Origin of the sequence: Streptomyces sp. CB01373 (assembly GCF_002803075.1) — a bacterium.
Lineage (GTDB): Bacteria > Actinomycetota > Actinomycetes > Streptomycetales > Streptomycetaceae > Streptomyces.
Genome location: NZ_NNBK01000001.1, coordinates 418,732 through 433,186, shown reverse-complemented (window position 1 = coordinate 433,186; position 14,455 = coordinate 418,732). Strand labels below are relative to the sequence as shown.

Sequence of the window (14,455 nt, the reverse complement as noted above, 5' to 3'; positions counted from 1 at the left end):
CGGCGGCTACCCGATGAACCTGCGCCTGCTAGGCCAACGCGTCAGCCGCGCGCGACCAGGCGTTTCGCCTTCGACCGCAGCGCCTCCACCCGCGCCGGCACCACGCCCATCCCGAAGGTGGCGGCCATCTCCTGGCAGGCCAGCGGCCCTTGATGGAGCCGGACCCGATCGGCAAGGACCTGCAAGATGCGCTGGTAGTCCACCGACAGCACCGACCAGGCCAGCCCCTCGCGCCATATGGGCACCTGCGACCGCGTCCGCCTCAACCGCGGCGAAACCGGTCCATCAACCACGCCCTGCACATGATCGCGGTCACCCAGGTCCGACGCGGCGGCGAAGGCGCCGACTACTTCGCCAAGCAGCTGGCCCGCGGCAAGACCCCCAAGGAGGCAGTACGCCTGCTACGGCGGCGCGTCTCCGACCGTGTCTTCCGGGCCCTGCTCACCGACGAGGACGCCGCTCAGCCCACCGCAACCGTGCCTGACCTGGCGGCTCTTCCTGCGGCTTGGCATAGGAGCATCGCCGAGCTCGACCGGCCACACACACGCTCGTAGCGTTCATCGACGAGCACAAGGGCCGCTTCGGCGGCGTCGAGCCGATCTGCCGTGTGCTGAGCGCACACGACTGCAAGATCGCCCCTTCCACGTACTACGCCCACCACAAACGCCGGGCCGAGCCGGCTGCCCGCACCGTTCGCGACCGCGAGCTCAAGACCCTGATCCAGGAGTCGTACGAGGCCAACTACCGTGTCTACGGTGCCAGGAAGATCTGGAGGCTCTTGAACCGGCAGGGTGTCGCGGTGGCCCGGTGCACAATCGAACGCCTCATGCGCGAACTCGGCATCACCGGCGCGGTCCGCGGCAAGCGGGTGATCACCACGATCCCCGACGCGAGTGCGCAACGGGCTCCGGATCTCGTGGACCGCGACTTCGTCGCCCCGGCCCCGAACCGCTGCTGGGTCGCCGACTTCACGCACGTCGCCACGTTCGCCGGCGTCGTCTGCGTCGCCTTCGTCGTGGACACCTTCTCCCGCCGCATCGTGGGCTGGTCTGCGGCCACTTCGAAGGAGACCCGGCTCGTCCTGGACGCCCTCGAGATGGCTTTGTGGCAGCGCGAGCGAAATCAACGCCCTTATCAGGAAGGCGAGTTGATACATCACTCCGATGCCGGGTCGCAGTACACATCGTTCGCGCTCGCCGAGCATCTGGACCGGGCAGGCATCGCCGCGTCCATCGGTTCGGTCGGCGACGCCTACGACAATGCCCTGTTGGAGTCCACGATCGGCCTGTTCAAAACTGAGTTGACCAAGCCCCGTCGGCCCTGGAAGACACTCTCCGAGGTCGAAGTGGCCACCGCCGAATGGGTCGACCGGTACTGCCACCGCCGACTGCACGTTGAGATCGGGCACATCCCACCCGCCGAATACGAGACCAACTACTACCGAGCAACCACGAAACCCCAGGTCACAGTCACAACCTAGAGTCTCGATCAAACCCGGAACGGTTCACTCGGATACGGTCTTCGACCCGTGCCCGCATCCCAGCATGCGATGACCGATGGCCGGCTCGCAAGACGAACAGTCCCACGATCGAGCGATCACGAACCGAGGAAAACCGGACTTAACGTCCTCTCAGATCACCCAATTCCGCTGAATACCCAGGGTGAATAGCCCCGTTGCGAAGTATCCCAATTTGGGGTCGCAGAGATCTTGACGGCGCTTTACCTTTCCCAACAGACTTCCCACAACTTGGGTGCCTCGCCCGACTGACACCCCCGTCTCGGGAGGGCGCGCCAGATGGAGGAAACTCGATGAGGAGTCCCCGCAGAGCGCGGCATTACGCGCTCTTGCTCGCAATTCCCTTGGCGGTCACCATGAGTGCCCTTCCGGCGCTCGGCGCCCCCACGAGCCAACCGGTCACACCCGACCGCGATTCCAGCACCGCCCAGAACGGTGTCGCACTGATGCGCATCGTCGTCCCCGATAAGTCGGGGGTGGACAAGCTTGACGCCATGGGTGTCGATTTGGCCGAATACAGTAAGCCGGTCGACAACGGCATCGAAGTGCACGCCGTCCTCAGCCCTGATGAGACCGAGAACCTGCGTGACCAGGGCTTCGACGTCCAGAACCCCATTTCGGACCAGGGCGATTACAACGCGAACATGCGCGCCCGTTCGCAGGCGGTCGCGATCGAGGCCGCCGACGCGGCCGAGGCTGACACGCTCACGCCCCTGCGCGCCGAGTGGTTCACCAGCCTCAACGACCAGCGGTTCCTGTCGGTCGAGGTGAAGTCCAGCGCGACGGACGCCCAGACCGTCCTCACCGCCTCTTGGGACAGTGGCAAGGGCACCGAGCCGGGCTCCGGCGGGACGGCGACGATGTCCCGCTTCACCGACGCCGGCGCGTACATGTACCACCGGTTCAGCGCGCCGCTGGCGATCACCGAGGCCCCCGCCACGGTCACCGTCACCAGCAGCCGCGGCGGCAGGATCACCGTGCCGGTGACCAAGTGGCTGGGTGACCCGGTCAAGGCGCCGAGCCCGAACTACGTGTCGGACTTCGTCGACCACTACATGGACCCGACCGAGGTCACCGACCGGGTCGTCGGTCTCGCCAAGGAATTCCCGAAGATCTCGGAGATCATCAATCTCCCGTACAAGACGAACGGCTACCGCCGCCAGGCGCAGGCGCAGTTCGGCACGGGTTCGGGGACCGCGCTGGCGAGCACGTTCTACGTGACCTCCAAGGCGTACGGCAGTGAGGGCGGCAACGGCCTCAGCATCACGCTGAAGGACCCGGGAGCGAACAACGCTCCGCTGTCGGTCGCGGTCAACGGCAAGGAATTCGTGGTCAACCTGGCCACGGGCGCCTCCGGCGCGATCACCAGCACCGCGGGCCAGGTCGTGAATGCCATCAACGCCAACGCGGCGGTCTCGACGCTGGTGACCGCCAGCCTCTACCGGACCAGCAATGGCACCGGTGTGGTGGCCGCGGCCCCGGCGACCCCGCTGACCGACGGCCTCAAGGCGCCGGCGAGCGTCTCGCGTGAGCCGTTCCAGATGAAGGCGCTCCGGATCGGCAAGCACCGGGACGGCTCGAAGACCGGTGTGTTCCTCTACTGCCAGGAGCACGCGCGCGAGTGGGTGACCCCGATCACCTGCGTGGAGACCGCCGAACGGTTGCTGCGCAACTACGCGCGGGACGCGAACACCAAGAAGCTGGTGGACGACCTTGACATCTTCATCGTCCCGACGATGAACCCCGACGGCGCCCACTACTCGATGTACGACTACAACATGCAGCGTAAGAACATGGTCAACCACTGCGCTGCGGACAACTCGGACCCGGCACGCCGCAACTCCTGGGGCGTCGACCTCAACCGCAACTTCTCCGTCGGCAGTGGCTTCGACGGCTACACCGGCGGCAGCACCAGCTGCACCGGCGAGACCTACTCAGGTCCGTCGGAGCTGTCGGAGCCGGAAGCGCGCAACGAGGTGTGGCTCGCGAACAACTTCAAGAACATCAAGTTCGCGATGAACACCCACTCCTACGGCGGCTACTTCATGTGGCCCCCGGGAGCGTACAAGTCCGCCGGCCGTGAGGTGCTGCCGCGGACGGACATGGGCACGGAGAACTACTTCTGGAACGCCTCCACCCACATCCTGTCCGCCGTCCAGGACTGGCGCGGCACCGGCATCCAGCCGGGACGCACCGGCCCCGTGGTCGACGTGCTGTACTCGGCGGCCGGCAACAGCGCCGACGAGTTCTGGTACAACAACGGCATCATCGGCTGGGACTTCGAAGTCGGCACGGACCTCTACGACCCGGCCACCAAGAAGTACAACGCGGTCGGCTTCCAGCCCCCGTTCAGCGAGGGCCACGAGGAGGCCATGGAGTTCTCCAACGGCCAGATCGGCATCCTCGATGTCGCCCGCGCCTACGACAAGGACCACCAGCAGCCCACGTCGAAGCTCGCGGTGACCAACGCGTCCGCCACCTCGACGACGTTCACCTTCACCGTGGACGAGCCGGCGAACATCTACTACACGCTCGACGGCAGCCGCCCGACGATGAACTCGCCGAAGCTCGCCGCCGCGGGCATGCGCGAGGGCGCCGAGAAGATCACGGTCTACAAGAACACCGTCGTCCAGTGGTTCTCCATGGACCTCGCGGGCAACTACGAGCGGAACTACAAGCCCGACGGCAACGGCAAGAACTACAACAAGCAGAACGTAACGGTCGGCCGCACGAACTAACCCTCCGCTGACCCTCGGCCAACCAGCCCCGGCCCGTGCCACCCAGGCACGTGCCGGGGCTGTCTGCTGAGGTGCAACCGCGATGCCGGTCGGGAACGTGCCGGATGCGGCCCGTCGGCCCACTTCACCGGGGGACGCCCCAGGTGGCGATCCTGATCCGGGCCTCGGCGCGGGTGGCGAAGGTGTGCCGGTGGACGTCTTCGACCTTGAGTACGCTGTTGAACGCCTCACTGACGGCATTGTCGAAGCATGATCCGACGCGGCCCATGGACGGGAAGGCACCCAGCCTGCGGCAGGCCCGCCGGAACCTGCGGTAGCCGTACTCGCTCCCGCGATCACTATGAAAATTGACGCCTCGCACGTCACCGCCGCGGGTGGCCGCAGCCATGTTAAGACGTCATCTCATGCGGCCCAGCCGGCTGTTGGTCGTGGCGGGGATTGTTGAGCGGCTGGTGCCGGACGAGTTGTGGGAGCTGTTCCAGCGAGTGGTGCCGGAGGCGGCATCGCGGCCGCAGGGCGGCGGCCGACGCCGGCACGGTGACCGTGAAGTGCTGGCCGCGATCGTGTTCGTGGCGACGTCGGGCTGCACGTGGCAGCAGCTGCCCGCAGCGTCGTTCGGGCCGTCCGGAGCGACGGCCCACCGCAGGTTCACCGAGTGGTCGAGGGCCCGGGTCTGGGCCAAGCTGCACCGTCTGGTCCTCGACGAACTCGGAGCCCGCGGCGATCTGGACTGGTCCCGGTGCGCGATCGACTCGACTTCCTGCACGCTGCCCTGGCGGAACCCGGAGGCCCCGACCACCGCGCTCGAGGAGCGCCAACGGAAGCCGATCACGGTCGACCTGATCCTCACCTCGTCGCACGGCAACCGCATCTACTACCGCACCTGGAACGACCACAGCTGGAAGCGTGCGCTCGCCGCCGCCGGGCTGATCAAGCCTGTGGGCGAGAAAGTGCGACACGACGGCAACCGGATTCGCCGGGTCCGGCTCTACGCCGCCCCACGCGAGGACATCGCCTGGCTGCGAGACCCCTCCCAGCCGAAAGTCCCTGAGAAGTCCCTGCTGGCGTTGAGGGCCACTCAGCTACCCTCGAACATGCAGGTCAAGGACATAGTGCGACGGTGGACCGACATGTCCACCAAGTACAAGGAGACCGCCCGCGGCGGCCTCGCCGTCAACGTCATCGAGTGCTGACGCGATCCCTGCCACCAGGCATACGAGTACTGGCTCACAGCAGTTGGGGCGAGGGCCGCGACCTCATGGTCGCGGCCCTCGATCCATGTGGGCGGCGCCCCTCCGGGTTCCCGATGTTTTCAGCCATGGACGCGGGCGCCTCGCGGCGTGGACGGTTCGTTGAGTGATCCCTTCATCAGCAGACATTCTGTTCATTGAGGACCACCCGGGCGTTCGCCAGGATGACGTCACGGAACAGCGGAAGTCTTCCGTCTGACCTGCACCGATCCCTGGCCTTGCCGCATTGCTCGTTGACGCCCCGTGGAGGATTCGGATGGACCCAGCACGCGCATTTCCCGGAACTCCCGCGCGCCGTGACGTTCTCAGGCTGCTCGGGGCAGGAGCCGGCGTGATGGCCGCCGGCGGACTACTGACGGCTTGTTCAGGCAGCTCTTCCGGCGGGACGTCCGCCGACGGACTACTGAAGATCGACGACCAGCTCGGCTGGCTGAAACTCACCCAGTTCGGCGGGTTCTACGCCGCGGAGGCGAAGGGCTACTACAAGGCGGAGAAGATCAGTACGTCGTTCACCGCCGGCGGCCCCAACATCCTGGCCTGGCAGCAGGTGGCCTCCGGCAGGTCCTTCACCGGAGACGACGACAACACCAATGTGCTCGTGGCCATCGCCAAGGGCCAGCCCCTGGTGATCTACGGCGCGATCTTCCAGACCTCGCCCTTCTCGATCATCAGCAAGGCGGACGACCCGATCAAGTCGGTCGAGGACTTCGCCGGCCGGACGATCGCCGTCACCGAGGCGTCACGGCAGCAGTTCGAGTCGCTGGTGAAGAAGGCCGGCGTCAAGGACGTCCGGTTCATACCCGCCGGAACCGACCCGACCCAGCTCACCACCGGGCAGGCGTCCGGCTACTCCGGCTACGCCACCTCCCAGGCGGTGGCGCTCAAGCGGCAGGGCGTCGACGTCCATGTGCTGTACCTGGAGGACCTCGGCGTCCCCAGCTACGGAAACGTGCTGATCACGACCCGGGACCACCTGGAGAAGCAGCACGACGAGCTGGTGCGGTTCCTCCGCGCGACGATCAAGGGCTACGAGTACATGAACGCCCACCCCGACGAGATCGGGCGGCTCGTGGCGACCAAGTGGAACACCAGTGGCCTCAAGCCGGAGGAAGAGGCCGCCACCGCCAGGTTCCAGAAGGCCCTCATCACCTCGCCCAAGGGTGTGCTCCAGGTCGATCCGGCCAAGATGCAGAAGATCATCGACCAACTGGCCGACGTCGGCACGATCGGCAAGAAGCTGAAGGCCGCGGACGTGGTGGACACCTCCGTCCTCGAAGCCGCCTACGGCGGGCGTACCTCCCTGCTGGCCTGAGCCCGACCCGGCCGGCGGTACCCGGCTCGCCCGGCCCGGCCCGCGGCGTCCCGCCGGGCCGGCCGGCACCTGACAACCAATCGAAGCGGAGTGAAACACCCGTGATCATCGACGCGTACAACAACGTGTGGCAGGCCGGGGGGACTTCGGACTACCTCACGGCCGAGTCCTACACCCCCGAGAACATGATCGCGTCGATGGACGCGGCGGGCGTCGACATGGCCGTGGGGTGCTCCCTCGGCCAGATGATCGACAACGACTTCATCGCCAGGACGGTCGCCCGGCACCCGGACCGGATCGTCGGCTTCGGCCAGGTGGACCCCCGGCGGCCGGACGCGGTCGAAACCGTCCTGAAGTGCGGGCAGGAGTACGGGCTCAAGGGTCTCAAGCTCCACCCCACCATGCACGGCTACCACTTCGCCGACCACGGGCTGCTCGACCCGGTATTCGCGGCCGCCCGTGAGGCCGGGCTGATGATCCTGGTGAACGCGCTGGACGACCCGTTCTGCGCGCCGCTGTCCATCGAGGAGATCTCCAGGGGCTTCCCCGAAGTACCTCTGATGATCGCCCACATGGGCACGATCTGGAACGTCAACGAGGCGATCCTGGTCGCCGAACGCAATGAGCACATCTATCTGGAGACGTCCGGCACCCAGCTCATCGAGGTGCAGATGGCCTACGGGCGGCTCGGGGCCTCCCGTCTGGTGATGGGCACCGACTGGCCGGGCAGCCACTTCGACCTGGAACGGGCCAAGATCGCCCGGGCAGTCCCGGACGAGGCCGACCGGGCCCTGGTCGAGGGCGCCAACCTCGCCCGCCTTCTGGGCCTGGACGGCGGCCCCGGCGCGACCGGCGCCGGTACCGCCGCGGACGACGGAGTACGGGCGTGAGGGCCGCGGGCCGGGACCCCGGTCCGACCCTCGCAGCCGCGAAAACGGCGGCAGGGGCGGCGGAAGGCGACAGCGGCGCGGTGGTCCGCGCCGAGGGCATCGGCAAGCGGTTCGATGTCGGGGGCTCGCCCTTCACCGCGCTGGAAGGCATCGACCTGACCATCCGCGAGGGCGCCTTCGCCACGCTCATCGGTCCGTCGGGATGCGGCAAGTCGACCCTGCTGCGGATCCTCGCCGACGTCGTCCAGCCGACCACCGGCACCGTCGAGGTGTTCGGCCGGACCCCCACGCAGGCCCGTAGGGCGGCGGAGTTCGGCTTCGTCTTCCAGGACCCGGTGCTGCTCCCCTGGCGCAGCGCGCTGGCCAATGTCGAACTGCCGTTGCAGGTCGCCGGAGTACCGAAGGACGAACGCCGCCGGCAGGCCCGCGACCTGCTGCGCCTGGTCGGCCTGGAAGGCTTCGAGAAGGCGCTGCCGGCGAAGCTGTCCGGCGGTATGGCCCGACGGGTGGCCATCGCCCGCGCGTTGATCCTGCGTCCGCGACTGCTCTTCCTCGACGAGCCGTTCAACGGCCTGGACGAGATCCGGCGCCGGCAGATGAACGACGAGCTGCAGCGGATCTGGCTGGAGACCGGAACGACCGCGATCCTGGTCACGCACAACGTGTCCGAGGCCGTCTTCCTCTCCGACCAGGTGTTCGTCCTGGGCCGTGGACCGGGCCGGATCATCGCCGAACTGGAGATCGACCTGCCGCGCCCGCGCACGGCGGAGACGATGCTGCTTCCGGAGTTCACGGCGTACGAGCAGCGGCTCACCGACCTGCTGACCGAGGTGTACCGGGAGATCGAACCGTGAGCCGGAACGCAGCGGCCTCGGGCACCCTCGGGCGGCAGCCGCTGAACCGCAGCACCTCGGCCCTGATCGCCGCCGCCGTCTACTGCGCGCTCCTCGCCGCCTGGGAGCTCTACGGCCGGGCCCAGTACCGCCCCGGCGGGGTGCTGCCGCCCCCGTCACGGATCCTCGGTGTGCTGTGGGACGGCCGGACCGCCTACTGGAGCAACACACTGACCACCGTCGGTGAGGCCGCGGCCGGATTCATCGGCGGAGTGGCTCTCGCCGTGGTGCTGGCCCTGGTCATGGACCGGTTGCCGCTGATCGGGGACGGCGTGTACCGCCTCTCCCTGATGATTTACAGCATCCCGGTGGTGGCGCTCGCGCCCGCGCTCGTCGCCTGGCTCGGCCTCGGCTTCACCTCCAAGGCCGCGGTGGCGCTGCTGGCCGCGTTCTTCCCGGTGCTGGTCAACCTCACGGGCGCGCTGCGCTCGACCGATCGCCGGGTGCGGGAACTCGGCGAGGTGCTGAACGCCGGCTGGGTGGGCTCGCTGCGCTTCCTGCGGCTGCCGTACGCGCTCCCGGCCTTCACCGCCTCCCTGAAGATCGCCGCTCCGGCGGCGTTCATCGCGGCGATGATCGCCGAGTGGGTGGGCGCCGACCAGGGTCTCGGACTGGCCCTGCTGTACGCGATGTTCGGCTATCAGATGCCCCAACTGTGGGCGGCCCTGGTGCTGTCCAGCGCCATCACCGGCCTGCTGGCGGCGGCGTTCGGATGGGTGGCCCGGATCGCCACCCCGTGGCATGCGTCGGTCGACGCGGGAAGCGAGCGCCGCTGATGAGGACGCAGACACCGTTCCGGCCGGGCAGCGCCCCCTCCCCCGGTGAAACCGCCGCCTCGGCCGGCCGTGCGGATGCCGTGGGTACGGGGAGGCGCCGTGGACGGTCCCTGCCCGGCTGGCGCGGCCCGGTCACCTCCGCCGCGGTGCTGGCGGCGGCGCTCGCGGTGTGGGAGACCGGGGTGCGGGTGACCGGTACGCCGTCGTACGCCCTGCCCGCGCCCAGCGAGATCGTCACCGCCGCCGACTGGGGCGCGGTGCTGGAGGCGGTGAAGTCCACCGTGCTCGCGGTCCTGGGCGGGTTCGCCGCGGGCAACGCGGCCGGTTTCGCGCTGGCGTTGCTCATCTCGGCGTCGCCGGTCCTCGCCTCCGTGCTGTACCCGCTCGCGCTCACTCTGCGGGCGATCCCGGTGGTGGCACTGGCGCCGTTCATCACCCTGGCGTTCGGCCGGGGCGCGACGCTCACCGTCGTGGTGGCCGCGCTCATCGTGTTCTTCCCCACCCTGATCAATGTGCTCCTCGGGCTGCGTTCGGTCGAGCGGGAGGCGCTGGAGCTGATGCATGTGCTCAACTGCCGTCCGGTCACCGTCTACCGCCGGGTGAGACTGCCCGCGGCGATGCCCGCCTTCTTCGACGCGATGCGGATCGCGGCGCCCTCGGCCGTCCTCGGCGTGATGACCGCCGAGTGGATCATCGGCGGCCAGGGACTCGGCAAGCTCGTGATCACCGCGGCGCTGTCGCTGGAGACCGCGACCATGTGGGCGGCGATCCTCGCCTCGTCGGTCGTCGCCGGGCTGCTGTTCTCCCTGGTCACGCTGGCCGAGCGGCTGCTGCTGCCCTGGGCGGAGCGGCGATGACTCCCTTCCTGTCTCCCGTCGGCCCACTGCTGCTGCGCTGCCGGACCCTGGTGACCCACGCGCGGGCCGTCCCGCTCCGGGATACCGGTGTCCTGGTCGAGAACGGCACGGTGGTGGCCGTAGCCCCGTTCGCCGAACTGGCCGACGCCGCACCCGCCGACCGCACGACCGGACTCGACGGCGTGGTGCTCCCGGCCTTCACCGACGCGCACTCGCACCTGCGTGCCCTGCCGCTCGGCGAACAGGGCGTGGCCGACGCCGACCTGGAGACCTGGGTCGTACGGCTCACCGGAACCACCGCGCTCGACCCGTACGACGACGCGTTGGCGGCGGCCGTGGCTCTGGTGGCCACCGGGGTGACGACCGTGCAGGCGATCCACCACACCTTCGCCGAGGCGGACGCCTACGCGGCCGGGGTGCGCGCGGTCGCCTCCGCGCTGACCGGGGCCGGGCTGCGGGCCGAACTCGCGGTCGGGATCACCGACCGGGCCGAGTTCCTGCCCGAGCCGCTGCCGGCGGTGTGGCCCGGACCGGCGCGGGCACCGCGGTCACTGGCCGCGCCCGCACGGGGCCTGCCTCCCGGGGACCTTCCGGCCCTGGCGGCCTCGCTGACCCCCTCGTGCCCCGGAGTGCGCGTCGGGGTGGCACCGGTGGCGCCGCAGTGGTGCTCCGACGAGGCGCTGGACGCGCTGCGTCGGTGCGCCGGCGGCGGAATGCGGCTCCACACCCACCTGTTGGAGAGCCGCCACCAGCGCACCTGGCTCGGTGACGGTGACGGCGGCGATCCGGTGAGCAGGCTCGACCGTCACGGGCTGCTGGGTCCGGGGCTCTCCGCCGCGCACGGTGTCTGGCTGACCGGCTCCGAGATCGCGCTGCTGGCGCGGCGCGGTGCCTCGCTCGTGCACTGCCCGGTCTCGAACGCGCGGCTCGGCTCCGGCGACGCCCCGGTGCGGTCCTGGCTGGACGCCGGGGTGAACGTGGCGCTGGGGATGGACAGCCAGCACACGGCGGCACCGGACATGTTCGCGGAGATGCGTGCCGCGCTGGCCGCCGCCGAGCGCACGGGCGGCCCGCTGACCCCGCACGAGGCGCTGGCCATGGCCACCGAGGGTGGGGCCGCCGCGACCGGGCACGGCGGGCGGCTCGGCAAGATCGCCCCCGGCTTCCGCGCCGACCTGATCTGCGTCGCGTCCGGAGACGCGGGCGCGAAGGCCGACCCGGGCCTCGTGGAGCGGATCGTGTGCGGCGCGGAAGCGACCGATGTCACCGACGTGTTCCGCTCCGGCCGCCCGCTGGTGGCGGCAGGAGCGGTGTACGGACGCCCCGCCGCCGACGCCGCGCTGGCCCGGCTGCGGGCGGTCCTGGAGTCGGACCGGGAGGCGCGGACGCACCGGCTGGACACCCTGGCCGCGTACGAGGAGCCGCTGCGCGGCCTGCTCGCGAGGGCGGAGTCATGATCCGCGTGCTGCCCGCGCCGGCGGAACCCGTCCTGCGCACCCGCGACCAGCTCGGCGAAGGTCCCGCCTGGGACAGCGCCAGGGAGGAGCTGCTCTGGGTCGACATCCTGCGGGGCCGGCTCTACCGGTACGCGCCCGCGACCGGCGAGGTCTCGCACCGGAAGTTCGGGCACGCGGTGAGCGCGGTGCTGCCCAGGGCCGGGGGCGGCCTGGCCGTGGCCGCACACCACGGCGTGCTGCTGCTCGATGCCCACGGCGAGGTCGAGCGGACGATCACCGTGCCGGGCGAGCCCGGGAGCAACCGTCTGGGCGACGCCGGGGTGGACCCGGCCGGCCGCCTGTGGTTCGGCACCCTCGACGCGGAGATGCTCCCCGGGCGTGGCGCCCTCCACCGGCTGGCGCCGGGCTCCCCGGCTCCGGAGCGGGTTCTGCACCGCACCAGCGTGGCCAACGGGCTCGGCTGGTCACCGGACGGCAGCCGGATGTACTTCGTGGACAGCGCGACCCGGCGCATCGACGTACTCGACTTCGACCCGGCCACGGGCGAGGCCCGCGACCGCCGCCCCTGGGTGAGCGTCGAGGACGAGGCCGGGGTGCCGGACGGGCTCGCCGTGGACGCCGAGGGCGGGGTGTGGGTCGCGCTCTGGCGGGGCGGCCAGATCCGCAGGTACGACGCCGGCGCGCGCCATGACGCGACGCTGCCGCTGCCGGTACGCCAGGTGACCAGTTGCGCGTTCGGCGGTCCCGGGCTCGACCGGCTGTACGTCACCACCGGCCGGGTCGAGATGGAGGGCCGGTGGCTGGCCGCCGAACCCGACGCGGGAGCGGTGTTCGCGGCGGATGTCGGCGTGTGCGGGCTTCCGGTCCCGCCGTACCCGGGCTGAAGCGGACCCCAGCGGTCCGCCGGAGGACACCGGCACGAGCCGGCCGCGCCGATCCGTCGGTGCACAGCACGAGACAGCACGGAAGGAGAACGCGATGACCATCGCACAGGGATTCGAACCCGTGGGCGCCGGGGCGGAGCAGGGGGCGGGCATGGGCGGCGGCATCGTGCCCGGCGCCTTCCCCGGCCCCGAGTCGATGCGCCCCACACTGCTCGGTGAACGCTGGGCGGTCGTCGGGGGTCATCCCCTGGTCAGCCAGGTCGCGGCGGAGGTGCTGAGCCGTGGCGGCAACGCGGTGGACGCCGGCGTCGCAGCCGGGCTGGCCTCCAATGTGGTCCAGGTCGACATGGCGAACTTCGGCGGTATCGCTCCCATCCTGATCCGCCCGGCGGGTTCGGACACGGTGCACAGCGTCGCGGGGGTCGGGGTGTGGGGCCGGGGGGCGACCCTTGACGCCATGCTCGCCCGGCACGGCGGGGCGCTTCCGCTGGGCGGGGCCCCGTCGATCGTGCCCGGTGCCCCCTCCGGCTGGATCACGGCGCTGCGCGACTTCGGCACGATCGGCTTCGCCGAGGCCGCCGCTCCGGCCATCGCGCTGGCCGAAGAGGGCTTCCCCGTCGATGTGCGCACCGCGAGCAGTCTGGCCGTGATGGGCCGGGGGTTCGCGGCCTGGGAGTCCAGCCGGCAGGTGTACTGCCCGCTCGGGCGGACTCCTCGGCCGGGCGAACGGCTGGTCCAGCGGGACCTCGCCGCGCTGCTGCGTTCGCTGGCCGACGCCGAGGGGGCGGCGCTGCGGGCCGGGGCGGACCGGCACGGCGGGCTGACGGCGGCGCACGACGCGTTCTACCGGGGCGAACCGGCCGCCCGCATCGCCGAGTTCGTACGGGCGGCCGGCGGGTTCCTGGAGATGGAGGATCTCGCCGGGTTCTCCGCGGATGTCGCCGTCGCGCCCTGTGTGCGTTTCGGGGACCGCACCGTGCACGTCACCCCGTCCTGGAGCCAGGGGCTGATCGTCGCCCAGGCTCTGGGCATTCTGGACCGCTGCGGCCTCCCGGCCGACGGGCACAACGGCGAGGAGTACCTGCACCTGGTCACCGAAGCCCTCAAGCTCGCCTTCTCCGAACGTGAGCGGGCCTTCGGGGATCCCCGGCACACCACGGTGGACCCGCGGAATCTGCTCGCCCCCGGCCATCTGGACGCCCTGCGGGCCAGGATCGGACACCGGGCGCTCCCCAACCTGCCGACGCTGCCCGACGGCAGGCCGCGGCTCGGCAGCACCACGGCGGTCGTGGTCATGGACGGCGAGGGCACCGCGTTCGCCACGTCCCCCAGCGACACCCTCGACGGCGCCCCCGTCATTCCCGGCCTCGGCATCCTGTGCTCCCCGCGCGGCGTGCAGAGCCGCCTGGTCGCGGGTCATCCGAATGTGATCGCCCCGGGCAAGCGGCCCTGTGTGACGCCCGCCGCGCTGATCGCCCTGCAGGACACGGGCGGGGAACCGGCGGTCACCGCGATGGGTTGCCCGGGCGGCGACGTCATCGTGCAGGCGATGCTCCAGGCGTACCTGAACCAGACCGTCTTCGGGATGACCGCCCAGCAGGCCGTCGAGGCGCCACGGGTGTTCGGCTCCAGCTATCCCGGGGGCTTCCACCCGCACCCGTCCGGCGACGGGCTGTTGCTGGTGGAGGACCGGATCCCGCAGGCCGTACGGGACGGCCTCACCGCCCGGGGCCACCACGTACGGGCGTGGCCCGCATACGAGTTCGACGCCGGATCGGTGCAGACCGTGGGCGATCTCGTGCCGCCTCCCCCGGACGGGTCCCGGGTCCTCGCGGCGGGCGCCGACCCCCGCCGCAGCGCGTACGCCATGGCCCGCTAGCCG

13 protein-coding genes and 1 pseudogene are annotated in these 14,455 nt (G+C 70.4%); 12 read left to right on the top strand and 2 right to left on the bottom strand.

The features are described from left to right. Positions 1–44: 44 nt before the first annotated feature. A pseudogene (locus CG719_RS02000) lies at positions 45–254 on the bottom strand (hypothetical protein); the annotation flags it as partial. A gap of 48 nt (positions 255–302) precedes the next feature. Here CG719_RS02000 and CG719_RS35670 point away from each other — a divergent pair. The 3 genes from CG719_RS35670 to CG719_RS01985 all read left to right on the top strand — a co-directional run bounded on the left by CG719_RS35670 (position 303) and on the right by CG719_RS01985 (position 4,254). Next, positions 303–554, top strand: a complete 252-nt coding sequence (locus CG719_RS35670) for a hypothetical protein (protein WP_199836464.1) — start codon at positions 303–305, stop codon at positions 552–554. Positions 555–559: 5 nt separating this feature from the next. Then, positions 560–1,480, top strand: coding sequence for an IS3 family transposase (locus CG719_RS01990; RefSeq protein WP_107488220.1), 921 nt, complete (start codon positions 560–562; stop codon positions 1,478–1,480). 392 nt (positions 1,481–1,872) lie between these two features. Further along, on the top strand, positions 1,873–4,254 hold the full coding sequence (locus CG719_RS01985; RefSeq protein WP_159024802.1) for a M14 family metallopeptidase: 2,382 nt from the start codon (positions 1,873–1,875) through the stop codon (positions 4,252–4,254). A 124-nt stretch (positions 4,255–4,378) separates the two neighbouring features. Here the strand turns inward: CG719_RS01985 and CG719_RS01980 are convergent, their stop codons facing one another. Then, positions 4,379–4,642 carry a DDE-type integrase/transposase/recombinase gene (locus tag CG719_RS01980; RefSeq protein ID WP_100566678.1) on the bottom strand — a complete coding sequence of 88 codons (264 nt, stop codon included), beginning with the start codon at positions 4,640–4,642 and terminating at the stop codon, positions 4,379–4,381. A gap of 16 nt (positions 4,643–4,658) precedes the next feature. Here CG719_RS01980 and CG719_RS37285 point away from each other — a divergent pair, with 16 nt between their 5' ends. The 9 genes from CG719_RS37285 to CG719_RS01935 all read left to right on the top strand — a co-directional run bounded on the left by CG719_RS37285 (position 4,659) and on the right by CG719_RS01935 (position 14,452). Then, positions 4,659–5,447: a transposase gene (locus CG719_RS37285; protein ID WP_324838179.1), complete on the top strand. Its 789-nt coding sequence runs from the start codon at positions 4,659–4,661 to the stop codon at positions 5,445–5,447. A gap of 391 nt (positions 5,448–5,838) precedes the next feature. After that, entirely contained in the window at positions 5,839–6,816 is a 978-nt protein-coding gene (locus CG719_RS01970; RefSeq protein ID WP_199836463.1) for an ABC transporter substrate-binding protein, read from the top strand. Positions 6,817–6,917: 101 nt separating this feature from the next. After that, complete coding sequence (locus CG719_RS01965; RefSeq protein ID WP_100566676.1) at positions 6,918–7,706, top strand: amidohydrolase family protein; 789 nt, start codon at positions 6,918–6,920, stop codon at positions 7,704–7,706. Beyond that, entirely contained in the window at positions 7,703–8,560 is an 858-nt protein-coding gene (locus tag CG719_RS01960; protein WP_234375371.1) for an ABC transporter ATP-binding protein, read from the top strand. The genes CG719_RS01965 and CG719_RS01960 overlap by 4 nt, the downstream gene beginning before the upstream one ends. Further along, entirely contained in the window at positions 8,557–9,375 is an 819-nt protein-coding gene (locus CG719_RS01955) for an ABC transporter permease (RefSeq protein ID WP_100566674.1), read from the top strand. The genes CG719_RS01960 and CG719_RS01955 overlap by 4 nt, the downstream gene beginning before the upstream one ends. After that, complete coding sequence (locus CG719_RS01950; RefSeq protein ID WP_159024801.1) at positions 9,375–10,232, top strand: ABC transporter permease; 858 nt, start codon at positions 9,375–9,377, stop codon at positions 10,230–10,232. Before CG719_RS01955 ends, CG719_RS01950 begins: the two co-directional genes overlap by 1 nt. Continuing rightward, positions 10,229–11,689: an amidohydrolase family protein gene (locus CG719_RS01945; protein ID WP_100566672.1), complete on the top strand. Its 1,461-nt coding sequence runs from the start codon at positions 10,229–10,231 to the stop codon at positions 11,687–11,689. The genes CG719_RS01950 and CG719_RS01945 overlap by 4 nt, the downstream gene beginning before the upstream one ends. After that, positions 11,686–12,573, top strand: a complete 888-nt coding sequence (locus tag CG719_RS01940) for an SMP-30/gluconolactonase/LRE family protein (protein WP_100566671.1) — start codon at positions 11,686–11,688, stop codon at positions 12,571–12,573. The genes CG719_RS01945 and CG719_RS01940 overlap by 4 nt, the downstream gene beginning before the upstream one ends. Positions 12,574–12,667: 94 nt before the next feature. Then, complete coding sequence (locus tag CG719_RS01935; RefSeq protein WP_159024800.1) at positions 12,668–14,452, top strand: gamma-glutamyltransferase family protein; 1,785 nt, start codon at positions 12,668–12,670, stop codon at positions 14,450–14,452. Positions 14,453–14,455 lie beyond the last annotated feature (3 nt).

What these genes read in the sequence shown, in the direction of transcription:
- CG719_RS01950 (WP_159024801.1), top strand. Translation starts at nt 9,375, where the DNA reads ATGAGGACGCAGACACCGTTCCGGCCGGGCAGCGCCCCCTCCCCCGGT.
- CG719_RS01935 (WP_159024800.1), top strand. Translation starts at nt 12,668, where the DNA reads ATGACCATCGCACAGGGATTCGAACCCGTGGGCGCCGGGGCGGAGCAG.
- CG719_RS01985 (WP_159024802.1), top strand. Translation starts at nt 1,873, where the DNA reads ATGAGTGCCCTTCCGGCGCTCGGCGCCCCCACGAGCCAACCGGTCACA.
- CG719_RS37285 (WP_324838179.1), top strand. Translation starts at nt 4,659, where the DNA reads ATGCGGCCCAGCCGGCTGTTGGTCGTGGCGGGGATTGTTGAGCGGCTG.
- CG719_RS01970 (WP_199836463.1), top strand. Translation starts at nt 5,839, where the DNA reads ATGGCCGCCGGCGGACTACTGACGGCTTGTTCAGGCAGCTCTTCCGGC.
- CG719_RS01980 (WP_100566678.1), bottom strand. Translation starts at nt 4,642, where the DNA reads ATGGCTGCGGCCACCCGCGGCGGTGACGTGCGAGGCGTCAATTTTCAT.
- CG719_RS01945 (WP_100566672.1), top strand. Translation starts at nt 10,229, where the DNA reads ATGACTCCCTTCCTGTCTCCCGTCGGCCCACTGCTGCTGCGCTGCCGG.
- CG719_RS35670 (WP_199836464.1), top strand. Translation starts at nt 303, where the DNA reads ATGATCGCGGTCACCCAGGTCCGACGCGGCGGCGAAGGCGCCGACTAC.
- CG719_RS01940 (WP_100566671.1), top strand. Translation starts at nt 11,686, where the DNA reads ATGATCCGCGTGCTGCCCGCGCCGGCGGAACCCGTCCTGCGCACCCGC.